General features: G+C 63.5%; 23 protein-coding genes. 7 read left to right on the plus strand and 16 right to left on the minus strand.

From position 1 onward, the window contains the following. The first annotated feature begins 2 nt into the window (after window positions 1–2). Window positions 3–4442 carry an RHS repeat-associated core domain-containing protein gene (locus ACSSVC_RS03045; protein WP_492611976.1) on the plus strand — a complete coding sequence of 1480 codons (4440 nt, stop codon included), beginning with the start codon at window positions 3–5 and terminating at the stop codon, window positions 4440–4442. Between the two features lie 15 nt (window positions 4443–4457). Beyond that, window positions 4458–5063 (plus strand): imm11 family protein, encoded by a 606-nt coding sequence (locus ACSSVC_RS03050; RefSeq protein ID WP_148059794.1) that lies wholly within the window; start codon window positions 4458–4460, stop codon window positions 5061–5063. A gap of 18 nt (window positions 5064–5081) precedes the next feature. On the opposite strand, the gene ACSSVC_RS03055 is transcribed toward ACSSVC_RS03050, so the two are convergent. The 9 genes from ACSSVC_RS03055 to ACSSVC_RS03095 form a co-directional block, all read right to left on the minus strand. Further along, entirely contained in the window at window positions 5082–5345 is a 264-nt protein-coding gene (locus ACSSVC_RS03055; RefSeq protein WP_346634791.1) for a hypothetical protein, read from the minus strand. A gap of 8 nt (window positions 5346–5353) precedes the next feature. Continuing rightward, window positions 5354–5638, minus strand: coding sequence for an immunity protein Tsi6 family protein (locus tag ACSSVC_RS03060; RefSeq protein ID WP_123728028.1), 285 nt, complete (start codon window positions 5636–5638; stop codon window positions 5354–5356). Next, window positions 5635–6927: a polymorphic toxin type 46 domain-containing protein gene (locus tag ACSSVC_RS03065; RefSeq protein WP_123728029.1), complete on the minus strand. Its 1293-nt coding sequence runs from the start codon at window positions 6925–6927 to the stop codon at window positions 5635–5637. Before ACSSVC_RS03065 ends, ACSSVC_RS03060 begins: the two co-directional genes overlap by 4 nt. 23 nt (window positions 6928–6950) lie before the next feature. After that, window positions 6951–7385, minus strand: a complete 435-nt coding sequence (locus ACSSVC_RS03070; RefSeq protein WP_123728030.1) for a DcrB-related protein — start codon at window positions 7383–7385, stop codon at window positions 6951–6953. A 129-nt stretch (window positions 7386–7514) separates the two neighbouring features. After that, a complete protein-coding gene (locus tag ACSSVC_RS03075; RefSeq protein WP_346634790.1) occupies window positions 7515–7886 on the minus strand; it encodes a hypothetical protein in 372 nt (123 codons plus the stop codon). Next, window positions 7874–8398, minus strand: coding sequence for a hypothetical protein (locus tag ACSSVC_RS03080; RefSeq protein ID WP_492611977.1), 525 nt, complete (start codon window positions 8396–8398; stop codon window positions 7874–7876). Before ACSSVC_RS03080 ends, ACSSVC_RS03075 begins: the two co-directional genes overlap by 13 nt. A 166-nt stretch (window positions 8399–8564) precedes the next feature. Continuing rightward, on the minus strand, window positions 8565–8840 hold the full coding sequence (locus ACSSVC_RS03085) for an HU family DNA-binding protein (protein ID WP_011064269.1): 276 nt from the start codon (window positions 8838–8840) through the stop codon (window positions 8565–8567). A gap of 189 nt (window positions 8841–9029) precedes the next feature. Further along, a complete protein-coding gene (locus ACSSVC_RS03090; protein WP_492611978.1) occupies window positions 9030–10178 on the minus strand; it encodes an NAD(P)/FAD-dependent oxidoreductase in 1149 nt (382 codons plus the stop codon). A 42-nt stretch (window positions 10179–10220) separates the two neighbouring features. Continuing rightward, window positions 10221–10388 (minus strand): rubredoxin, encoded by a 168-nt coding sequence (locus ACSSVC_RS03095; protein ID WP_025130776.1) that lies wholly within the window; start codon window positions 10386–10388, stop codon window positions 10221–10223. Between the two features lie 202 nt (window positions 10389–10590). Here ACSSVC_RS03095 and ACSSVC_RS03100 point away from each other — a divergent pair, with 202 nt between their 5' ends. Both ACSSVC_RS03100 and ubiA read left to right on the plus strand, forming a co-directional pair. Next, window positions 10591–11154 carry a chorismate--pyruvate lyase family protein gene (locus tag ACSSVC_RS03100; protein WP_492611979.1) on the plus strand — a complete coding sequence of 188 codons (564 nt, stop codon included), beginning with the start codon at window positions 10591–10593 and terminating at the stop codon, window positions 11152–11154. Beyond that, the gene (gene ubiA / locus ACSSVC_RS03105) at window positions 11154–12044 is read left to right on the plus strand and encodes a 4-hydroxybenzoate octaprenyltransferase (RefSeq protein WP_404937918.1); all 891 of its coding nucleotides are present in this window, start codon (window positions 11154–11156) and stop codon (window positions 12042–12044) included. Before ACSSVC_RS03100 ends, ubiA begins: the two co-directional genes overlap by 1 nt. A 55-nt stretch (window positions 12045–12099) precedes the next feature. On the opposite strand, the gene ACSSVC_RS03110 is transcribed toward ubiA, so the two are convergent. Continuing rightward, window positions 12100–12483 carry a COG4315 family predicted lipoprotein gene (locus tag ACSSVC_RS03110; RefSeq protein ID WP_123728036.1) on the minus strand — a complete coding sequence of 128 codons (384 nt, stop codon included), beginning with the start codon at window positions 12481–12483 and terminating at the stop codon, window positions 12100–12102. 151 nt (window positions 12484–12634) lie between these two features. Between ACSSVC_RS03110 and phoB the strand changes: the two genes are divergently transcribed. The 3 genes from phoB (at window position 12635) to ACSSVC_RS03125 (ending at window position 16202) form a co-directional block, all read left to right on the plus strand. Beyond that, window positions 12635–13324 (plus strand): phosphate regulon transcriptional regulator PhoB, encoded by a 690-nt coding sequence (phoB, locus tag ACSSVC_RS03115; RefSeq protein WP_003177195.1) that lies wholly within the window; start codon window positions 12635–12637, stop codon window positions 13322–13324. Window positions 13325–13415: 91 nt separating this feature from the next. Further along, window positions 13416–14744, plus strand: a complete 1329-nt coding sequence (gene phoR / locus ACSSVC_RS03120; protein WP_346634785.1) for a phosphate regulon sensor histidine kinase PhoR — start codon at window positions 13416–13418, stop codon at window positions 14742–14744. Window positions 14745–14861: 117 nt separating this feature from the next. After that, entirely contained in the window at window positions 14862–16202 is a 1341-nt protein-coding gene (locus ACSSVC_RS03125; protein ID WP_102862311.1) for a hemolysin family protein, read from the plus strand. 146 nt (window positions 16203–16348) lie between these two features. Here ACSSVC_RS03125 and ACSSVC_RS03130 read toward each other — a convergent pair whose 3' ends face one another. The 6 genes from ACSSVC_RS03130 to pstB form a co-directional block, all read right to left on the minus strand. Further along, the gene (locus tag ACSSVC_RS03130; RefSeq protein WP_346634784.1) at window positions 16349–17245 is read right to left on the minus strand and encodes a peptidoglycan DD-metalloendopeptidase family protein; all 897 of its coding nucleotides are present in this window, start codon (window positions 17243–17245) and stop codon (window positions 16349–16351) included. A 61-nt stretch (window positions 17246–17306) separates the two neighbouring features. Beyond that, complete coding sequence (locus ACSSVC_RS03135) at window positions 17307–17621, minus strand: helix-turn-helix domain-containing protein (protein ID WP_346634783.1); 315 nt, start codon at window positions 17619–17621, stop codon at window positions 17307–17309. Beyond that, a complete protein-coding gene (locus ACSSVC_RS03140; protein WP_404937919.1) occupies window positions 17614–17949 on the minus strand; it encodes a type II toxin-antitoxin system RelE/ParE family toxin in 336 nt (111 codons plus the stop codon). Before ACSSVC_RS03140 ends, ACSSVC_RS03135 begins: the two co-directional genes overlap by 8 nt. A gap of 676 nt (window positions 17950–18625) precedes the next feature. After that, a complete protein-coding gene (locus tag ACSSVC_RS03145; protein ID WP_346634781.1) occupies window positions 18626–19582 on the minus strand; it encodes a response regulator in 957 nt (318 codons plus the stop codon). A gap of 166 nt (window positions 19583–19748) precedes the next feature. Continuing rightward, window positions 19749–20510 (minus strand): phosphate signaling complex protein PhoU, encoded by a 762-nt coding sequence (gene phoU, locus ACSSVC_RS03150; RefSeq protein ID WP_025130765.1) that lies wholly within the window; start codon window positions 20508–20510, stop codon window positions 19749–19751. Between the two features lie 107 nt (window positions 20511–20617). Continuing rightward, the gene (gene pstB / locus ACSSVC_RS03155) at window positions 20618–21451 is read right to left on the minus strand and encodes a phosphate ABC transporter ATP-binding protein PstB (protein WP_092317750.1); all 834 of its coding nucleotides are present in this window, start codon (window positions 21449–21451) and stop codon (window positions 20618–20620) included. Between the last annotated feature and the right edge of the window lie 45 nt (window positions 21452–21496).

Genomic DNA, 21496 nt, shown 5'->3' on the forward strand with positions numbered 1-21496 from the left:
CCATGTCTGACGCGCTGTGGGCCGCCCGACTGGGCGACGGGCTGGAACACACTTCGATGATGGCCGACATCCTCGGCGGCGTGCTGGAGGTGGCGGCCAACGTCGCCATCGGCGCCCTGGCAACCATGGCGGTGGCCGCGGCGGCGGGCATCACCGTGGCCACCGGCGGCCTCGGCGCTTGCGTGCTGGGGCTGGTGGTCGGCGTGGTGGTGGGCGTGGTCATGAGCAAGACCGGAGCCGACAAGGGCCTGAGCAATTTATGCGAGGGCTTCGCCAACGCCCTGTTCCCCCCCTCGATCCAGGCCACCATCGCCAGCGGTTCGCAAAAGGTGTTGACCAACAACAAACCGGCGGCCCGCGCGGCGGGCATCGCCCCGCCGTCGCATATCAGCGGCGACGGCGCCGAGGAAGGCGAAGCCACCGACACCCCTTCGGCCACCCCGGAGGAAGGCCCGGGCTTCCTCGACATGGCCAAGGAATTCTTCTCGCAGATGTGGCGGCCCACCGTGGCCTCCCCGGCCCCCGGCTCCCAGACCAAGGAACTGGACCTGGTGACCTGCACCAAGCACCCGCCGATGCCCGTGCAGTACCTGGCCGAAGGCTCGGAGAAGGTCAGCATCGACGGCCAGCCGGCGGTGCGCAGCGGCGACCGCAGCACCTGCGACGCCAAGGTGGTGGCGGCCGGGCCGATTTCTCCCGACGTGACCATCGGTGGCGGCTCGGTGGTGGTGCGCGAGATCCGCAGCGGCAAGACCCCGGGGGTAGGCCTGGCGGTGACTGTGCTGATGATGCTCAAGGGCGGCAAGGGCAAGTTCCTCAGCAACCTGCCGTGCATGCTGATGGCCGGAGTCAACTCCTTTGTCGTCAGCCAGGCGACCAATGCCCTGACCCAGGCTATCGCCGGCTCGCCCAATCCGGTGCACGCCGCCACCGGGGCCAAGGTGCTGGGGTACGACGAGGACCTGGATTTCGCCTTGCCCGGGGTGTTGCCCATCGATTGGCAGCGGGTCTACAACAGCCTCGACGAGCGCCGGGACGGGCTGTTCGGCGCCGGCTGGAGCGTGCTCTACGAGAGCTTTGTGGCGCTCGACGCCCACCCCGAGGGTGGTGAACGCCTGATCTACACCGATGAACAGGGGCGGCGCATCGACATGGGGTCGATTCCCCTCGGTGGCGCGGTGTTCAGTGACGGCGAAGGCCTGAGCGTGCGGCGCAATCACGACGGCCGGCTGCTGATCGAGAGCGAGGACGGCCTGTACCGGCTGTTCGAGCCCAGCCCGGAGCGTCCGGCCCATCTGCGCCTGAGCCAGCTGGGGGACCGCAACGACAACCGCATTCACCTGGACTACGACAGCGGCGGGCGCCTCGGCCGCCTGCGCGATACCTTCGATCAGGTCCAGGTCGAACTGATCTACAGCCCGCAATGGCCCGGCCGGGTGGCGCAGATCGAGCGCCTGTACCCCGACCAGCAGCGTGAAGTGCTGGCCAGCTACGCCTATGACAACCAGGGCGACCTGGCCGAAGTGCGCGACGCCAGCCAGCAATTGCAACGCCACTTTGCCTACGACAGTGCCCGGCGCATGGTCGAGCACTGGCTACCCACCGGGTTGCGCTGCTTCTATGAATGGGCCTGGATCGACGAGCGCGAATGGCGGGTGGTTCGTCATTACACCGATGAAGGCGACGAATACCGCTACGACTACGACCTGCAGGAGGGCACCACCCGCATCACCGACAGCCTGCAGCGCCAGAGCCTGCGGCGTTGGAACAGCCAACGGCAGATCACCGAATACACCGACAACCTGGGGCAGACCTGGCAGTTCCAATGGAACGAAGAGCGCCAACTGCTCGGGGCCATCGACCCTCTGGGCGGCCAGTACCAGTTCCATTACGACGACACCGGCAACCTGTGCCGCAGCGTCGACCCCCTGGGACGCTGCGAGTCGACCCTGTGGCTGGAACACTGGTCGCTGCCACTGACGCAAATCGACGCCGCCGGCAATAGCTGGACCTACCAGTACGACGCCCGGGGCAACTGCATCCGCGAAACCGATCCGCTGGGCCACAGCACCCGCTACCGCTATGACGCCCGCGGCCTGGTGCGGGAAGTCATCGACGCCAGCGGCAAGCGCCAGACCCTGGAATGGAACGACCAGGGGCAGTTGGTGCAGCAGGTCGACTGCTCGGGCTACCCCACCCGTTTCAGCTATGACCGCCAGGGCTACCTGCAGACCATTACCAACGCCCTGGGCGAGCGTCAGACCTTTCACTACAACGCCCAGGGGCGCTTGCTGCAGAGCCACTTGCCCGATGGCCGCAGCGAACACTACCAGCGCGACGCCAGCGGCCTGCTGACCGGCTACATCGACCCGGCGGGCCACAGCACCGGCTATCAATACGATCGCCGGGGCCAGGTGCGCCTGCGCACCGATCCCCATGGCCGGCAAGTGCAGTTCGGCTACGACGCCTTTGGCCGTCTGCAGACGCTGACCAATGAAAACGGCGAAAGCTACCGTTTCACCTGGGACGTGGGCGATCGCCTGGTGCAGCAGCAGGACCTCGACGGCAGCGCCCGGCGCTTTGCCTACGACGGTCTGGACCAGGTCACCCGCCTGGAGTACGTCCCCGCGCCCCCGGCCCCGGGAGCGCCGGCCGTAGCGCCCATCGTCCACCAGTTGCAGCGCGACGCCGTGGGCCGCCTGATCGGTAAGACCACCGACGACGGGCACACCCGGTACGACTACGACCCGCTGGATCAACTGACGGCGGTGCACTTTACCGACCACGCCGGCCAGCAGCAGGACCTGAGCTTCACCTACGATGCCCTCGGCCAGTTGCTCTCGGAGCAGACCCCCGACGCCAGCCTGCAGTACGAGTACGACGAGCTGGGCAATCCGACCCGCACCCGCCTGCCGGATGGCCGCTGGCTCAACCGCCTGTATTACGGCAGTGGCCACCTGCACCAGATCAACCTCGACGGCCAGCTCATCAGCGACTTCGAGCGCGACCGGCTGCACCGCGAAGTGCTGCGCACCCAGGGCCAGATCAGCTGCCACAGCGAATACGACCGCGGTGGCCGCCTGCGTGCCCGTCTGCGGCGCTCGACAGCGATGCCGGGCAACCCGACGCTGGAGCGGCAGAAGCACTTCGAATTCGATCCCGGCGATAACCTGATCGGGCGCATGACCCGACAGCCTCAGGGGCAGGACCAGCAACTGCTGCACTACGACGCCAGCGGTCGCATCATCGCCAGCCAGGGGCGCCTGGCGGGGCACAACGAAACCTTCAGCTACGATGCCGCAGCCAACCTGCTGGACGGGGCCCAGGTGGCAGGCGGGCAGGTCCGGCACAACCAGCTGCTGAGCCTCCAGGACAAACGCTACCGCTACGATGGCTTCGGCCGGCTGATCGAGAAACGCAGCGCTAGCCGCGGCGTACAGCATTTCAGCTATGACGCCGAGCATCGCCTGATCGAGGTGCGCAACCTGAGCGCCGCGGGCGACACCCTGGTGCGCATGCGCTACGACCCGTTCGGCCGGCGGATCGCCAAGAGCCTCTGCGACAGCCAGGGCCAGCCCCTGGATGAGACCCGCTTCACCTGGGATGGCATGCAACTGCTGCAGGAGCACAACCGCCACCAGGACAGCCTGTACCTCTATGCCCCGGACAGCGACGAGCCCCTGGCGCGGGTCGATGGCCTGGGGGCCCGGCAGAAGGTGCGCTACTACCACAACGACTTGAGCGGGCTGCCGGAGCAATTGACCGAGGCCGACGGCCACTGCGTCTGGCAGGCGCGCTATCGGGTCTGGGGCAACACCCTGGAAGAGGTGCGTGAACCCTATTACATCGAAGAGCAGAACCTGCGGTTCCAGGGCCAGTACCTGGATCGGGAAACCGGCCTGCACTACAACACCTTCCGCTTCTATGACCCGGATGTGGGACGCTTCACCACGCCGGACCCGATCAGCCTGGCCGGGGGCCTGAACCTCTACCTCTACGCCCCCAACCCGTTTGGCTGGATCGACCCCCTGGGCTGGAGCTGTGCCTCGTCGATCAACCGCCGGATCAAGAGCCTGAAGAAACAGGGCTATCAGGACCACCACATCCTCAGCGACAAGCACCCGGCGACCAAGAATCATCCGTTGCTCAAGCTGGCCGGCTACGATCTGCAAAGCCGAAGGAATAAAATCTTCCTGCCCAACAAGAAGACCGCGATGAAGGACCCGCGCCGTTCGATCCACGAAGGCCGCCACGCCGGCCGGGTCAGCGACAACCTGGCGGCGAAGATGACCCAGGTGGAGCAGGTCGGCAAACGCAATAACTGGAACCAGGCCCAATACCGCAAGGCCCTGGACAAAATTGTCTCCGATGAGCGCCAGTTGCTGCGCTCAGGCCAGCGGCAACTGAACAAGAATGCTCGGCCGGGAGCCTATTACGATTAGGAACAGATGATGATCTTGAGCTGGAAACCCCCGATCCAATACAACCCGAAGCTGATCGGTTCCTACGACGTCGAGAGCGGTGCCTATGAAACCCCGGGCTCCAGTTTCGACTACCTGGCCCTGCTCGCCGGGCAGCCGTATCCAAAGGCGATGGACACGCCGCCGGTGTTCTTCCCGTGCAAGGCGAAGAAGCTGCTGGAGCACGATTGCCTGTGGCTGCTGGGGGGCATTCCCCTGGTCTCGGCGCGCCTGGCGGACTTTCTCCGCCAGCAGGCGCCGGCCGACGTCGAGCTGATCCAGCCCTTGCGCCTGGTGGCCGACCACCAGGACGTCAGCCAGCCGTACTACATCGTCAACGCCATCCAGGCCGTCAAGGCCATCGACCACGCGCGTTCCGAAGCGGAGCGCGACGATGACGGCACCCTGCTCTACTTCAACAAGACCTGGTTTCTTGAGAGCGCCCCGGGCATGGGCCAGATCGCCCGGGAGCCGGAATCCGGGGATCTGTTGATCACCGCGACGCTGGCCGATCGCTTGATCGACGCCGGCTTCAAGGGTGACAAGGGGCTGGGGCTGTACAGCGCCGAACGGCGTTTCGTGCCTTATCGCAACAATGCCTGAGGCCTGAAAGAGCCCGGGTCAGATCGCCGAGCCGCGATTGCTGCCCGGCTTGATGATCAGCAACCGATCCAGCTCGCGCCGCCTGGCGCGGGTGACGAACGCCAGCGCGGCTTGCAGGTCCTGTTCGAACCGCTCAAAGGTCGCGCGATCGATGGCGTAGTACTCCTCGTAGTCCACCACGCCGAGGCTGACCGGAAAGGAGACGTAGTACTGTGCGGTGGACTCCTCGATGCCCATCGAGAACATTTCCTCGCGGTTGACCAACAGATCCTTGAACAGCATGGCGCGCCTCAGGGCAGATCGACCTTCAAGCCACGCCCGGTCTGCACCGCCACGTAGTGCGCGTCTTTCAGCGCTCGAGCCAGCTCCGGGTCGGTTTCGTCGAACTCCTTCACGGCAATGGCGCCAATGCTGATCTGGTGCAGCGCGGAGCGGTCCAGGCTGCGGTCCAGCAGAACCGCGCGAACGTACTGCAGCTGTTTTTGCAGGACGTCGAAGACCTCGTAACCCGGCAGGACCAGGGCCCGCTTGGCCACCAGCGCCAGTGCGCGATCAATGTAGTCGATTGGTTTCATGGTCCACCAGGAGAGAGCGCGCCGAAGGCGCCTTTATCATTTGAGAACAACTGCTGCGCCCCGCCCTTGGCGGGATAGGACTGCCCCTTGACCGACCAGAAGTCGTTGGTCGGCGCAGCCGTGCTGCGCAGGACTTGCACCTTGCGGGTTGTTCCATAGGAATTGAGAACCTTGGGTTCAATGGTGTTGGCGGCGCGGTTGGTGCCCATGGGGTTGATCCCCAGCTCGGTCGGCTGCACTCGCGGGCTGAGAGTATACCAGTTGCCTTGGGGCGCCCCGGGGGACTGGTATTGCCACAGGTTCTTGCCGGGGGCCAAGGTCTCGACGCGCACCGGATGATTGAAATCCAGGCCGTTCATGTAGGACTGTGCGTCGACCTTGGAATAGCCCTGGGACTCGAAGAAGTTCGCCGCCACTTCACGGTTGCCACGGTAATTGATGTCGCCATGCAGGTCACCGGAGCGGCCGAACTTCTGATTCAGGTAGGCACGCCGCGAGGTCAACTCGGGTACCGCGGTCGCCGGTTTGCGCGCCGCCAGTTTCGGCCCCAAGCCCAGCAGGGCCATGCCGGCCACCCCTTGCAGCAGATCGCGATAGCCCGGCCCCAGGCGGTCGCCCAGGTCCCCCAGCAGGGCCATGCCGCCATACACCGCGGCGCCCACTGCCAGGGCGCCGGCCAATGCCGCCACTCCCGCCATGGCCGCCACCACCAGCCCGGCGCCGAGCGCCGCCAGCCCCAGTGCTTCCAGCCCGGTGTGCATCCAGCCTTCGATATCCAGGACGAACGCCACCTGCACCGTGGGCCCGCCGATGAAGGTGTTTTCACTGCCGGTCTTGATATGGGCGCCGCAGACCATCTTGCTTTGCAGGCGCGCCGCCGGCTTGCCGTTGATGGTGACCTTGGCGCTGCCCTCGGCGATCAGTACCGGGAACGGCCAGATCGGGTGGTTCAGCGGCAAGCCGCTGCACGAGGACGAGTGATCCTGGCCCGCGCGCATGGCGTTGCGCAGGTTGATGCGGACATTGAAGCTGCCCTCCACCAGCACCCCCGTGCTGGGTTCAGGCAGGTTGAAAATGGTGCTCAAGCCCTTGGCGATCTGGAACATCGACAAGCCGCCCGCCGCGACCGAGCCCGCGATGATGGCGATCGCCACCCCACCGGTGGCCACCGTCGCCGCCACTACTGCGGCGCCAATCAGGGCACCGACAACGGCCCCTGCGACCATCGCCGCCACGCCAAAACCGTGGGCGATCTCATCCCCCAGGCGCGCTGCTGCCAACATATCCATGGTTCGTTACTCGGCCTGGAGGATCAGACCACCGCTGGCTGGGGCTTGAGGCTTTGCATGGCCTGTTTCCAGGCGGGTTCGTGGTGCACCAGATCATTGACCGTGGTGGTCAGGGTGGTGATCAGCACCGCCGGCTTACGCTCGATGAACACCTGGCGCAGCATCAGCTCGCGACCTTCGCGTTTCCAGCTGTAGTCCAGCAGGACCGAGGCGTGGCCGTGCATGTCGAAGTCCCAGCGCTTGATCAGGGTGAAGCCCGGCAGTTGCTGCTCGGCGCCGCTCAGTTGGCGGGCCACGTAATCGGCGAATGAAGCGTCGCCCTGGCTCGGGTCGCGGCTGATGACGAAGCTGGCTTCCTGGGCGCCGCCCACTGCCGGCAGCTTGAAGATATTGATGCTCTGGTCCTGCCAGGCATCGGGGATGTCGAGGTCGGCTTCTTGAATGCGGTAAGAGGACAAGAGGTTCGCGTTCCATGCTGAGGGGGTCGGACAGCGGCGGATTTTCAAGCAATGAACGGCAACAATCAAGGAACCCGTCGGCAACTTTGAACAAACCAATCCTGCCCGGCAAAAGCACCTGGATCAGGCTCAGCGTGCTTCCAGACAGGCGGCGTAAGCCTGGGCAAAACGTCGGTCGAACTTGAGGGCCTGGGGCTCCTCGGGATCGATGCTGACATTCCACAGCGCTTGTTGCGGCACGTCATAGCGAACCCAGCCGATGATCCCGCTGCCGGAGGTTTCGTAGAACAGCTGCAGGCTCAGTTCATCGCCATCATCGCGGTCGATCAGCAGCTTGAGCCGCTGCGGGGTGGTGAAGTCGCGGTAGGGAAAGTCACTGCTCCTGACCATTTCGGTGAGGTAGCCGTAGCAGCCTTGACCCGGGTTGGCCTCATCGGCCAGGGCCGGCAGGGTGAAGGCAGTGATCAGCAGGCTCAGGCCCGCCCGGATCAAGTACCGCATGATTGCCCCTTGAGGGTCAGGGTTTCGACCTGATCGTTCATCTCGATCTGCGCCAGCACCTGGCGGTCGTGGGATTCCTGGTACTCGCTGAAGTTGTTGCGCTTGAGGATGTTCAGGGTGACGCGGATATGGGCGCCGGCATTCTGGTACTCGCTGCGCTCGGGGCCCTGAGCGGCGCCGGTGAGTTCCACCAGTTGCCCGCCAGTCTTGAGGTAGAGAAAGCGCTCATCCACTTCCACCAGCAAGCGCGGCGCCTTGGGTGCCACGCTGTAGTCCTCGCGGGCCAGGGAGTAGCCGCAGAGCCAGGAGCCGGTGCTGTCGTATTTCTGACTGTGGAACCAGCTGAGGGCCTCGCGATAGCCGATCTGGCCCAGTCGCGAATCGCTGCCGGCCGAGGCCGATGACAGGCCAAGGGAGAGGATGCAGCCCAGTAGCATGGCGGCAACATCGGGGCGCCCCAGGTAGCGCAACGTGGACACCCATGCCGGGCGGTTGTCAGTGGTGCGGGTCATCCTTGGCCTTAGATCACGAATCGGACAATCGCGCATCCTAGCCACGCCACTGCGGCTTCGCAAGCTGATCGGCGAGCAATCTGCGGGCAAAAAAAATAGGCACCCGATGCGTTCGGCGTGCCTATTTTCCCCTGCAAGCTCCCGCTGCCGGGAGCTCGCTCAATGCTTATGGGTTGACGCTGTCTTTCAGCGACTTGCCCGGTTTGAATGCCACGGTGTTGCTGGCCTTGATCTTCACCGGCTCGCCGGTTTGCGGGTTCTTGCCGGTGCGGGCGCCACGGTGACGTTGCAGGAAAGTACCAAAACCGACCAGGGTGACGCTGTCTTTGCGGTGCAGAGCCCCGGTGATTTCTTCAAGAATGGCGTTGAGCACGCGATTGGCCTGCTCTTTGGTCAGGTCCGCTTTTTCAGCAATGGCTGCGGCGAGTTCTGGTTTACGCATAGTGTGAAGCCTCTTTGACGGTTTTTTGTTGTTATGTCCGTGCTGTTCACGGGAACAGCGCCCAAGGCGCCGCAGGCTCTACGCTGCGGCAGACGGGTGTGAGGATGGCACGCGCTTGAGAGTGGCGCCAGTCTTGCCACGACCTTTGTGAGGGCAAAAACCCGGTTATTCCGACAGAACGACCGGTATTTAAGCCAGCAGGGCCGGGAGTTCCTTGTTCAGGGCCAGTTTTTCCATCACCACCGCCCCGGTCAGGGCGTAACCCAGCAACTGGCCGCTGGCGTCACGGCACAGCACCTTGATGTCGGCGCCCTGCCCTTCGGCGGTCCAGACACCTTCGGCACCCCGTGGCGGTGGCGACACCACCAGGGGGCAGACCGGCGTCTTCACCGTGATCGGCATCGGCCCATAGCTGACCGCGGTGGGCTTGCCGGCCAGGGTTTGCGCCAGGGCCCGGGCGCAGCTCATCAACGGCATCACGTACAGCAGGTTAAGGCCATCGACCTCGGCGCAATCGCCCAGGGCGTAGATATTGGCGTGGGAGGTTTTCAGTTCACGGTCCACCACCACGCCGCGATTGACCACCAGCCCGGCGGCGGCGGCCAGGTCGATACGCGGACGCAGGCCAATGGCCGAGACCACCAGATCGCAGGCGATCACCTGGCCATCGGACAGATGGGCTTCCAGGCCGTCGGCGCTGCGTTGCAGGCGGTTGAGCACCGGCCCCAGGTGGAAACGCGCGCCCAGGCTTTCCAGTCCGGCCTGGACCGCCGCCGCAGCAGCCGGGTGCAGCAGGGTCGGCATCACCTGTTCGCACGGGGCCACCAGGTCCACGCTGTAGCCGCCGAGGATCAGGTCGTTGGCAAACTCGCAGCCAATCAGCCCGGCCCCCAGCAACAGCACCCGACGCTTGCCTGCCGCGGCGCTACGAAAGCGTGCGTAGTCTTCCAGGTCGTTGATGGGGAAAATCAGTTCGGATGCATCGCCCTGCACCGGCACCCGCACGGTTTCCGCGCCCCAGGCCAGGATCAGGTCGCGATAGGCCACCGCCTCTTCACCGATCCACAGGCGCTTGTGGCCAGGATCGATACCGCTGATACGGGTGTGGGTGCGAACCTCGGCCTTGAGCTGCTCGGCCATGGCGCCAGGCTCGGCCATGCTCAGGCCGTCGGCGTCCTTGTTCTTGCCAAAGCCGGTGGACAGCATCGGCTTGGAGTAGGAACGGCCGTCATCGGCAGTGATCAGCAACAACGGCGTTTGGCCATCGAGCTTGCGAAATTCCCGGGCCAGGTTATAACCCGCCAGACCTGTTCCCACGATCACCACCGGTGCGCTCATTCCCTGCTCCTTGTTATTGGTCGTTCAATCCACAGAATTCGATCAAGCGATCTCGATCATTTCGAAATCCATCTTGCCCACGCCGCAGTCTGGGCAGAGCCAGTCTTCGGGCACATCTTCCCAACGGGTACCCGGCAAAATACCGTCGTCCGGCCAGCCTTCCGCTTCGTTATAAATCAGGCCGCAGACCACACATTGCCACTTTTTCATTGATGCATTTCCTCGGGAGTTCAGGCTCGGTCGATGGATCGACTCTAAAGGCCACGCTGATCAGCGTCCGGCACTGGGGGTTTTTACTGATCACTACCGGCAGATGCAAGCACGTTCGTGCTGCCAGGCGTCCTGGATCAATCAAAACCGGCGGTTGCCATGCTAAGCTCGCCGCCTCATTTGCTGCCAATACTGACCCACTGTGCCGCACTCAATGTCCCCCGCACCGACCCCGACCTGGGTGGTGCAAAGCCGTCTGTCCCCCTTCCCCGGCGCAGCCGTTGCCAACTGGCTGTTCGATGAAGGGTCGCTGACCCGACGCCTGACCCGACTCTCCCACAACGGCTTCAGCGTCACGCCGCTGGTGGAAGAATGGCAAACCCTGCGCAACGACGAATGCGCCGCCCTGGACCTGCCCGAACACAGCCAGGGCTGGGTTCGCGAGGTGTACCTGCGGGGCCACGGCGAAGCCTGGGTGTTCGCCCGCAGTGTGGCCGCCCGCAGCGCCTTGCAGGAGGGCGGGTTGAACATCGACGAACTGGGCAGCCGCTCCCTCGGAGAACTGCTGTTCTGCGACGAAGCCTTTACCCGTCGGCCCATTGAAGTCTGCCGCTATCCTCAGGCCTGGCTGCCCACTGCGGTGGCCACCGAGGGGCTCTGGGGCCGCCGTTCGCGCTTCGATCGCGGGCCCCTGAGCCTGCTGGTCGCCGAGGTCTTCCTGCCCAGTCTGTGGCGCGCCATCGAAGCCCGACCGGAGGCCTGCTGATGTACCTGAGCCTGCTCAAATCCCTCAACCGCCTGCATCCACGGGCCTGGGACTTCCTGCAACTGACCCGCATGGACAAGCCTATCGGCATCTACCTGCTGCTGTGGCCGACCCTGGTTGCCCTGTGGATCGCCGCCGAGGGCACGCCGTCCCTCAGCCATGTGCTGATTTTCACCTTCGGCGTGGTCCTGACCCGGGCCGGCGGCTGCGCCATCAACGACTTCGCCGACCGCAAGGTCGACGGTCAGGTCAAGCGCACCGACCAGCGGCCCCTGGCCACCGGCAAGGTCAGCGCCAAGGAAGCCCTGGCACTGTTCGCGATCCTCATGGGCGCAGCCTTCCTGCTGGTGCTGTGCACCAACGCCACCACGGTCTGGCTGTCGTTCGGCGCCCTGGCCCTGGCGGCCTGCTACCCCTTCATGAAGCGCTACACCTATTACCCGCAAGTGGTACTGGGAGCGGCCTATTCCTGGGGCATTCTGATGACCTTCACCGCGCAGAACGGCGAACTGCCGGCCAGCGCGTGGCTGCTGTACATCGCCAATCTGCTGTGGACCGTGGGCTACGACACCTACTACGCCATGACCGACCGCGACGATGACCTGAAGATCGGGGTCAAGTCCACGGCGATCCTGTTCGGCGATGCCGACCGGGTGATCATTCTCACCCTGCAGGGCTTGTCATTGGGCTGCCTGCTGCTGGCAGGCGCGCGCTTCCATCTGGGGGGCTGGTTCCACCTGGGGCTGGTGGTGGCGGCGGCGTGTTTTGCCTGGGAGTTCTGGTACACCCGGGATCGCGACCGGATGAAATGCTTCAAGGCCTTCCTGCACAACCACTGGGCGGGCATGGCGATCTTTATCGGCGTGGTCCTGGATTACGCGTTGCGCTGAAACCCCTATCTATAAAGCCGTAGCCGCTACCCATGTAGCGGCTACGCGCTGCTGGCTAATCGGACTTGGCGACCTTCCAGGCGCCGTCCATCTTGCCTTCACCGGTCATGTCGCCGGGCTTCTTGTCCATCACGAAGCTGTACAACGGCTTGCCGTCATAGGCCCACTGCGCCTTGCCGTCATCACGCTTGACCACCGTCCACTTGCCCATGTCCTTGTCGCTGCCCTCGGCCATCAGCGGCGGCCAGTTGGCGGCGCATTTGTCGTTGCACATGGATTTTCCGCCTGCATCCTTGGCAAAGGTGTAGAGGGTCATGCCCTGGAGATTGACCAGCACGCCATCCTTGCTCGTCGCCGGGTCGGCGGCCATGGCGAATGTCGGCAGGGCCAGGACAGCGCCTACCAGCAGGACTTTCAACGATTGCTTGAACAGAGTCATGGAAACCTTCTTTTGTGGTTGTCAGGAATCGGACCCAAAGCTTAGTCGACGAAGCTGCACCACGCCCCGCGACCTGAAATACTGTCACACGACTGCAATAATTCCGTTATCTAATGCGGCGCAAGACAGTTAAATGACAAGAGGTTCAAGCATGGTTGGCAGAAGCATTCTGATCGTTGACGACGAAGCGCCTATTCGCGAAATGATCGCCGTTGCGTTGGAAATGGCCGGCTATGACTGCATGGAGGCAGAGAACTCTCAGCAGGCCCATGCCATCATCGTCGACCGCAAGCCGGACCTGATCCTGCTGGACTGGATGCTCCCCGGCACCTCCGGCATCGAGCTGGCCCGACGCCTCAAGCGCGACGAGCTGACCGGGGACATCCCGATCATCATGCTCACCGCCAAGGGTGAAGAGGACAACAAGATCCAGGGCCTGGAAGTCGGCGCCGACGACTACATCACCAAGCCGTTTTCGCCCCGTGAGCTGGTCGCCCGCCTCAAGGCCGTGCTGCGCCGCGCCGGCCCTACCGACGGCGAAGCACCGATCGAAGTCGGCGGCCTGCTGCTGGACCCCATCAGCCACCGAGTGACCATCGACGGCAAGCCGGCGGAAATGGGCCCCACCGAATACCGCCTGCTGCAGTTCTTCATGACCCACCAGGAGCGTGCCTACACCCGCGGCCAGCTGCTGGATCAGGTCTGGGGCGGCAATGTGTACGTCGAGGAACGCACCGTGGACGTGCACATCCGCCGGTTGCGCAAAGCCCTGGGTGACGCCTACGAGAATCTGGTACAAACCGTGCGCGGCACCGGCTATCGTTTTTCCACCAAGGCCTGATGCCGAAGGCAAGCGACAAGCGGGCAGCTGACAGGCGACCGCTTCAACACTTGCAGCTCGGAGCTGCTTCACCCCCACGGACGTGTTTCAAGTGAATCAAAACTGGCATGGCACCCTGATTCGCCACCTGCTGCTGTTGATCACCGGCTGCCTGCTGGTGGGCCTGATCAGTGGTTACTACGGCTGGAGCCTGGCCGCCGGCTTAGGGCTCTACCTGGCCTGGACCCTCAAGCAGCTGCTGCGTCTGCACGAATGGCTGCGCCTGCATCAACCCGACGAAGCACCGCCCGATGGCTACGGCCTGTGGGGCGAGGTGTTCGACAGCATCTATCACCTGCAACGCCGCGACCAACGGGTGCGCGGCCGCCTGCAAGCGGTGATCGACCGGGTCCAGGAGTCCACCGCGGCCCTGAAAGACGCGGTGATCATGCTCGACAGCGACGGCAACCTGGAATGGTGGAACCGCGCCGCCGAGACCCTGCTGGGCCTCAAGACGCCCCAGGACAGCGGCCAGCCGGTGACCAACCTGGTGCGCCATCCGCGCTTCAAGGAATACTTCGAGCAAGACAGCTACGCCGAACCGCTGGAGATCCCCTCCCCGGCCAACGACCGGGTACGCATCCAGCTGTACATCACCCGCTACGGCAACAATGAGCACCTGATGCTGGTGCGCGACGTAACCCGCATCCACCAGCTGGAACAGATGCGCAAGGACTTCATCGCCAACGTGTCCCACGAGCTGCGCACCCCGCTGACCGTGATCTGCGGCTACCTGGAGACCCTGCTGGACAACGTCGAGGAAGTGAATCCGCGCTGGAGCCGTGCCCTGCAGCAGATGCAGCAGCAAGGCGGACGCATGCAGACCCTGCTCAACGACCTGCTCTTGCTGGCCAAGCTGGAAGCCACCGACTACCCCTCGGACAATCAGCCGGTGCCCATCGATGGGCTGCTGCAGTCGATCAAGAGCGATGCCCAGGCCCTGTCCGGGGAGCGCAACCAGCGCATCACCCTGGAAGCCGACGCCTCGATACAGCTCAAGGGCAGCGAGGCGGAACTGCGCAGCGCCTTCTCCAACCTGGTGTTCAATGCGGTGAAATACACCCCGGCCGAAGGCAATATCCGCATCCGCTGGTGGGGCGACGAACAGGGCGCGCACCTGAGCGTGCAAGACTCCGGGATCGGCATCGACAACAAGCACCTGCCGCGCCTCACCGAACGCTTCTACCGCGTGGATTCGAGCCGCAACTCCAATACCGGCGGCACTGGCCTGGGCCTGGCCATCGTCAAGCACGTGCTGCTGCGCCACCGCGCACGCCTGGAAATCAGCAGCGTACTGGGCCACGGCAGTACCTTTACCTGCCATTTCGCCCCGGCCCAGGTTAAAAAAACCGCAGCAGGCAGCCTTACCGAACAGCGCTGACCGTGGCTTGCCCCTAGGCAATCGCCCTGTCAGCCGCTACATTGCGTAGCTTGTGCCTGCCTTTCAGGCACCGCCTTTCCTTCTTTTTCGAATACACGGAACCCGCAAAACTCCATCATGGACCCTTCCCCTGGTTTTACCCTCGCGTCTCTGTTCGCCGACTTCGGCATGATTCTTTTTGCTCTGATCCTGGTCCTGCTCAACGGTTTTTTCGTTGCCGCAGAGTTCGCCATGGTCAAACTGCGCTCGACCCGAGTCGAAGCCATCGCCCATAAGAACGGCTGGCGCGGGCAGATCCTGCGCACCGTGCACAGCCAGCTGGACGCCTACCTCTCGGCCTGCCAGCTGGGCATCACCCTGGCCTCCCTGGGCCTGGGCTGGGTCGGCGAGCCGGCGTTCGCCCACCTGCTGGAGCCGCTGTTGGGCGCCGTAGGCGTGAACTCCCCGGAAGTGATCCGCGGCGTGTCGTTCTTCACCGCGTTCTTCATCATTTCCTACCTGCACATCGTGGTTGGCGAGCTGGCACCCAAATCCTGGGCGATCCGCAAGCCCGAGCTGCTGTCGCTGTGGACCGCCGTGCCGCTGTACCTGTTCTACTGGCTGATGTACCCGGCCATCTACCTGCTCAACGCCAGCGCCAACACCATCCTGCGCATCGCCGGCCAGGGTGAGCCCGGCCCGCACCACGAGCACCACTACAGCCGTGAAGAGCTCAAGCTGATCCTGCACTCCAGCCGCGGCCAGGACCCTAGCGACCAGGGCATGCGCGTACTGGCCTCGGCCGTGGAAATGGGCGAACTGGAAGTGGTGGACTGGGCCAACTCCCGGGAAGATCTGGTCAGCGTCGAATTCAATGCGCCGCTCAAGGAAATCCTCGCCCTGTTCCGCCGTCACAAGTTCAGCCGCTACCCGGTCTACGACAGCGAGCGCAACGAATTCGTCGGTCTGCTGCACATCAAGGACCTGCTGCTGGAACTGGCGGCCCTGGACCATATCCCCGAGTCGTTCAACCTGGCCGAGCTGACCCGCCCGCTGGAGCGCGTGTCGCGGCACATGCCGCTGTCGCAGCTGCTGGAGCAGTTCCGCAAGGGCGGTTCGCACTTCGCCCTGGTGGAAGAAGCCGATGGCAAGGTCATTGGCTACTTGACCATGGAAGACGTGCTGGAAGTGCTGGTGGGCGACATCCAGGACGAACACCGCAAGACCGAGCGCGGCATCCTCGCCTATCAGCCAGGCAAGCTGCTGGTGCGTGGTGACACGCCGCTGTTCAAGGTCGAGCGCCTGCTGGGCATCGACCTGGACCATATCGAAGCCGAAACCCTCGCCGGCCTGGTGTACGAAACCCTGAAACGGGTGCCGGAAGAGGAAGAAGTGCTGGAAGTCGAAGGCCTGCGCATCATCATCAAGAAGATGAAGGGACCGAAGATCATCCTGGCCAAGGTGCTGATGCTCGACTGAGCGGACCGATAGGGCCTGGCCCGTGTCCGTCCGGCCTTGAGGCACTACCGGGCAATCGGGAAGCCGGGTTCTGGGGTAGGGCCGCTTCGCGGCCCAGCGGGAGCAAGCGCCCTCGCCACGACAAGCACCCTCGGCCCTGGCCTCCTTTAGGGGTTGCCCAGGGCAAAGTTCGGCAGATCCCCCAGGGGCTGGTTGAACTGATAGGGAATCGACACCAGCCCCAGCCCGGTATTGCGCTGCACCACGAAATGCAGGTGTGGCCCGCTGCTGTTGCCGGTATTGCCCGACAACCCCAACGGGCTGCCCACCGCCACCCGCTGCCCTTCCCGCACACTCACCGAACCTTGCTTGAGGTGCAGGTACACGCCCATGGTGCCGTCGTCGTGCAGCACCCGGACAAAGTTGCCCGCCGGGTTGTTGCCCCGGCCGTTCTGGGCATTCTCGGTCTTCACCACCACCCCGCCCCTGGCAGCGATGATCGGTGTGCCCACGGGCATGGCGATATCCATGGCATAACGGCTCCTGGGACCGAAATGGCTGTATTGACCATTGGCCCCCTGAGTCAGGCGAAACGGTCCGCCACGCCAGGGCAGCGGGTAACGATAGGCCTGGGCGGCCCCTGCCGGGTCCCCCAGGGAATAACGGAACCTGGGGACATAGCTCAGGGGCTGGTCGGCGCGAGTCGCCGTGAGCAGCGCCAGGCGCTGCCTGCTGCGGGCCGGCAGCACCTGGCGGATCGGCCGCCCGGGCGCTCCGCTGACGTTGTGCAAGCCGGCAAAGCCCAACTCGATCTCCACCGGCGCGTAGAGGTCGTTGCGCACATACACCGCGTCCCCGCCCTTGTGCTTCTGGATATCCAGGCGCACCTGGCGCTCCAGGTGTTCTTCCATGCGGTCGCGAAACACGAACGCCTGGGCTCCCGGCGAAGGCCGGTCGCTGTAGGACACCACGCCATCGGCATCGATGGACTTGTAGACCGTCATCGCTGCCAGCGACGTGGCAAGCATGGACAATCCGCACAACAACAGCAGGCGCACAAACATTGGGCAGCTTCTTGGCAGGTTATGCAGCCACGCTAACAGCCGGATATGGAGCTTGTGTGAATCAGGCCGGGGCCAAAGGGTGCGTGCCCGACGCGTCGAAATGGATATCCACACCCAGTTGCGCGGCCTCGGACAGGTTGACCAGGGCATCGAGGGAGAACTTGTTGATCTTGCCGCTGAGCACGTCATTGAGGCGTGGCTGGGAGATGTTGAGGCGCTTGGCCGCCTCCTTCTGCGATACCCCCCAGGCTTGCACGGTCTTGCCCAGTTCAAGCATCAGCTTGGCCCGCAGGCGCATGTTGGCGGCCTCCTGGGGCGTGGCTTCCAGGGCGTCCCAGACGCTGGCAAAGCGCTGGTTGATCGGTTGGTCAGTCATGGCGTGAACCTGCTTCTTGATATCTGGCACGAGCCAGCTCGATATCCCGCGCTTGGGTCTTGCGGGTGGTCTTGCGCACCGCGTGCAGCACATAGATGGCTGCGGGCCGCCTGACCACATAGAACACCCGAAACGCCCCTGAATCCTCATGGATCCTGATTTCGAAAACGCCCGGACCGATGGTTTTCACTGACCTGCAATCGTAGGGCTGTTCCCCCTGCTGCAGCAGATCCAGCTGGTAACCGGCGGCCCGACGGGCATCTTCAGGGAAAGCCCTGAGCTCCCTGAGCGCACTCCCGACAAACACCACATCCTTGTGCCTGGGCATCGAACTTCTCCTGTTTCTGACCAGGAGCAAGGCTAATCAAGACTGCCGAGGCCGGCCGTGCCGGGTTGTTGCAAGGCATGGCCACAAGCATCGAATGACGTGGAGCGCTTCCTGCAATCTATATCCAAACAGATATAAATCAAGGGCAAAAATATCAATCGGACGTACGGCAGAAAATACCGAGGGGTACGGCGAAGGCCTTGTGGCTTGGGGGTTACGGCCTGTGTGACGGGTTATTGCCAGGATCGAGGGGGCACATTGCAGCCCGCCTCGGCGGCAGGCAAAAAACAGCAGCGCAAAAGTGTTTTCAGCAGATTTCCGCGGCCCCCATCACCGTAGGAGCCGGCTTGCCGGCGAAGAGGCCTGCAAGCCGTGCATCGCCCTTGCGGACGCTTTCGCTGGCAAGCCAGCTCCTACACAGCAAGACGGCTTGTCGGGGACTCAGCACCTTCCACCGTAGGAGCCAGCTTGCCGGCGAAGAGGCCCGCAAGCCTTGTGTTGCCCTTGCGGGCGCTTTCGCTGGCAAGCCAGCTCCTACACAGCAAGACGGATTGTCGGGGACTCAGCACCTTCCACCGTAGGAGCCGGCTTGCCGGCGAAGAGGCCCGCAAGCCTTGTGTTGCCCTTGTGGACGCTTTCGCTGGCAAGCCAGCTCCTACAAAGCGGACTGCGCGGATCAGGCGCCGGGAACGAAATGCTTCTGCGCAGTGCCGCGGGCGATCAGACGGGAGATGTAGTCGAGCTTCTGGGCATCCTGATCCACGAACCGGAAGGTCAGTTGCAGCCACTCGCTGTCCGGCTTGGGTTCAAAGGCCACGACCGCATGCAGGTAGCCATTGAGCCGCGCCACTTCGGCGTTGTCACCTTGCTCCAGGTCCAGCACCGCGCTTTCCAGCACCTGGGGCAGGTTCTCGCCGCGCTTCACCACCAGCAACGCTTCCTTGATGCTCAAGGCCTTGATCACGCACTGCTGGTTGCCGCTGGACAAGCGCAGTTGGCCCTGGCCACGCCCGGCACTGGCCGCGGCAGCAGGAGTCGGCGCCTTGACCGGTGGGCTGTTGAGCAGGCCACGAGCCGGAGCCGCTGCGCCAGGGGCCGGTGCAGGAGCCGCTGCCGGTTTGGCAAACGGATTGACCGGGGCCGAAGCTGCCCCCACCACCGCCGGCTTGCCGCCGGTCAGGGCGCTCAGGGAATCATTGCCGAAGGCCGAGTTCATCTTGGTCGGCGCGCTGTTCATCAAGGTGTCGAGCTTGCCGACCTTGTTCAGCGCCTGCTTGACCTTGGTCAGCAGCTGTTCGTTGGTGAAAGGTTTGCTCACATAGCCGGATACCCCGGCCTGGATCGCCTGCACCACGTTTTCCTTGTCGCCACGGCTGGTGACCATGACGAACGGCATGGTTTTCAGTGCCTCTTGCTCACGGCACCAGGTCAGCAGCTCAAGGCCGGACATTTCCGGCATTTCCCAATCGCACAGGACCAGGTCGAAGGCTTCGCGGGCGAGCATCGCCTGGGCCTTCTTGCCGTTGATCGCGTCTTCGATCTTGATGCCAGGGAAGTAGTTGCGCAGGCACTTCTTCACCAGGTCACGAATGAACGAAGCGTCATCCACCACCAACACACTTACCTTACTCATCGACCACCCCTTTAAAAATCCCGGCAAGCATAACGCTGGCTGATGGCACTTTGCCAAAACTCTTCAGTCACGCCGGGACTTTTCGTTCGCGGGTGCTGCTTTTCAAATTCGAGGAGCACAAACAAAAACGCCCGGCCAAAGGGCCGGGCGCTCTTCTCGGGCACTCTTACTTATCGTCAGCTTGATCCGGAACATTAGCGGATTCGCCACTTGTGCCTTCAACTTCTTCCTTCATGCGCTTGAGCCCCAGATGGCGCACGTCGGTGCCACGCACAAGATAAATCACCAGCTCGGAAATGTTGCGCGCGTGATCGCCGATCCGCTCCAGCGAACGCAGCACCCAGATAATGCTCAGAACCCGCGAGATAGAGCGCGGGTCTTCCATCATGTAGGTGGCCAGCTCGCGCAGCGCGGTCTTGTATTCGCGGTCGATGATCTTGTCGTACTGAGCCACGGAAAGTGCCAGATCGGCATCGAAGCGGGCAAAAGCGTCCAAGGCGTCGCGGACCATGTTGCGCACCTGATCGCCGATATGCCGTACTTCCACGTAGCCACGCGGGGCTTCGCCCTCTTCGCACAGCTGGATGGCCCGACGGGCGATCTTGGTGGCTTCGTCGCCGATGCGTTCCAGGTCGATCACCGACTTGGAGATGCTGATGATCAACCGCAAGTCGGAAGCCGCCGGCTGGCGACGGGCGAGGATGCGCAGGCATTCCTCGTCGATATTGCGCTCCATCTGATTGATCTGATCGTCAATCTCGCGCACCTGCTGGGCCAACCCGGAGTCGGCTTCGATCAGCGCGGTGACCGCGTCATTGACTTGCTTCTCCACCAGCCCGCCCATGGCCAGCAGGTGGCTGCGCACCTCTTCCAGCTCGGCATTGAACTGCGCGGAGATGTGGTGGGTGAGGCCTTCCTTCGAAATCATGGTTCTGCTCCACAAAAGCTGTAAGCCGCAAGCTACAAGCTGCCAGTTGATAGGTTTCGTCGCGTTGAACTGCTGTTACCTGCCGCTTGAAGCATGCGGCTTGACGGCTAGCCGTAACGCCCGGTGATGTAGTCTTCGGTCTGCTTCTTCGCCGGGTTGGTGAACAGGGTATCGGTATCGCCGAATTCCACCAGTTTGCCCATGTACATGAACGCGGTGTAATCGGAAACCCGCGCCGCCTGCTGCATGTTGTGGGTCACGATGACGATGGTGAACTTGGATTTCAGCTCGTAGATCAGCTCTTCGACTTTCAGGGTCGAGATCGGGTCCAGGGCCGAGCAGGGTTCGTCCAGCAGCAGCACTTCCGGTTCCACGGCAATGGTCCGGGCAATCACCAGACGCTGTTGCTGACCGCCGGACAGGCCCAGGGCCGAGTCGTGCAGGCGGTCCTTGACCTCATCCCACAGCGCCGCGCCCTTGAGCGCCCACTCCACGGCTTCGTCGAGCACGCGCTTCTTGTTGATGCCCTGGATGCGCAGACCGTAAACCACGTTTTCGTAGATGGTCTTGGGGAACGGGTTGGGCTTCTGGAACACCATCCCGACCCGACGACGCAGCTCGGCCACGTCCTCGCCCTTGCGATAGATGTTGTTGCCGTAAAGGTTGATCGCACCCTCTACACGGCAGCCGTCCACCAGGTCGTTCATACGGTTGAAGGTCCGCAGCAGGGTCGACTTGCCGCAACCGGACGGGCCGATGAACGCGGTCACGCGCTGCTTGGGAATGTTCATGCTGACGTCGAACAGCGCTTGTTTCTCGCCGTAGAACAGGCTCAGGCCGGGCACTTCGATGGCCACGGTTTCCTGTTCCAGGCTCAGGCTCTGCTTGTCGCGGCCCAGGGCGGACATGTTGATGCCATGAGTGTGTGCTTCGTGTTGCATGGGATGCTCCCTGTGCTACCAATTCGTTTGTCGTGAACCGCAGGC

This window comes from Pseudomonas sp. E1BtOHC1 (genome assembly GCF_058744285.1).

Excerpts from the sequence above, each read along its gene's own strand:
- ACSSVC_RS03045 (WP_492611976.1), top strand. The coding sequence starts at position 3 with ATGTCTGACGCGCTGTGGGCCGCCCGACTGGGCGACGGGCTGGAACAC.
- ACSSVC_RS03085 (WP_011064269.1), bottom strand. The coding sequence starts at position 8,840 with ATGCGTAAACCAGAACTCGCCGCAGCCATTGCTGAAAAAGCGGACCTG.
- ubiA (WP_404937918.1), top strand. The coding sequence starts at position 11,154 with ATGTACCTGAGCCTGCTCAAATCCCTCAACCGCCTGCATCCACGGGCC.
- ACSSVC_RS03090 (WP_492611978.1), bottom strand. The coding sequence starts at position 10,178 with ATGAGCGCACCGGTGGTGATCGTGGGAACAGGTCTGGCGGGTTATAAC.
- ACSSVC_RS03075 (WP_346634790.1), bottom strand. The coding sequence starts at position 7,886 with ATGCGGTACTTGATCCGGGCGGGCCTGAGCCTGCTGATCACTGCCTTC.
- ACSSVC_RS03130 (WP_346634784.1), bottom strand. The coding sequence starts at position 17,245 with ATGTTTGTGCGCCTGCTGTTGTTGTGCGGATTGTCCATGCTTGCCACG.
- phoU (WP_025130765.1), bottom strand. The coding sequence starts at position 20,510 with ATGATTTCGAAGGAAGGCCTCACCCACCACATCTCCGCGCAGTTCAAT.
- ACSSVC_RS03060 (WP_123728028.1), bottom strand. The coding sequence starts at position 5,638 with ATGAAACCAATCGACTACATTGATCGCGCACTGGCGCTGGTGGCCAAG.
- phoB (WP_003177195.1), top strand. The coding sequence starts at position 12,635 with ATGGTTGGCAGAAGCATTCTGATCGTTGACGACGAAGCGCCTATTCGC.
- ACSSVC_RS03125 (WP_102862311.1), top strand. The coding sequence starts at position 14,862 with ATGGACCCTTCCCCTGGTTTTACCCTCGCGTCTCTGTTCGCCGACTTC.
- ACSSVC_RS03140 (WP_404937919.1), bottom strand. The coding sequence starts at position 17,949 with ATGCCCAGGCACAAGGATGTGGTGTTTGTCGGGAGTGCGCTCAGGGAG.
- pstB (WP_092317750.1), bottom strand. The coding sequence starts at position 21,451 with ATGCAACACGAAGCACACACTCATGGCATCAACATGTCCGCCCTGGGC.
- ACSSVC_RS03110 (WP_123728036.1), bottom strand. The coding sequence starts at position 12,483 with ATGACTCTGTTCAAGCAATCGTTGAAAGTCCTGCTGGTAGGCGCTGTC.
- ACSSVC_RS03055 (WP_346634791.1), bottom strand. The coding sequence starts at position 5,345 with ATGCTGTTCAAGGATCTGTTGGTCAACCGCGAGGAAATGTTCTCGATG.
- ACSSVC_RS03080 (WP_492611977.1), bottom strand. The coding sequence starts at position 8,398 with ATGACCCGCACCACTGACAACCGCCCGGCATGGGTGTCCACGTTGCGC.
- ACSSVC_RS03095 (WP_025130776.1), bottom strand. The coding sequence starts at position 10,388 with ATGAAAAAGTGGCAATGTGTGGTCTGCGGCCTGATTTATAACGAAGCG.
- ACSSVC_RS03065 (WP_123728029.1), bottom strand. The coding sequence starts at position 6,927 with ATGGATATGTTGGCAGCAGCGCGCCTGGGGGATGAGATCGCCCACGGT.
- ACSSVC_RS03135 (WP_346634783.1), bottom strand. The coding sequence starts at position 17,621 with ATGACTGACCAACCGATCAACCAGCGCTTTGCCAGCGTCTGGGACGCC.
- ACSSVC_RS03145 (WP_346634781.1), bottom strand. The coding sequence starts at position 19,582 with ATGAGTAAGGTAAGTGTGTTGGTGGTGGATGACGCTTCGTTCATTCGT.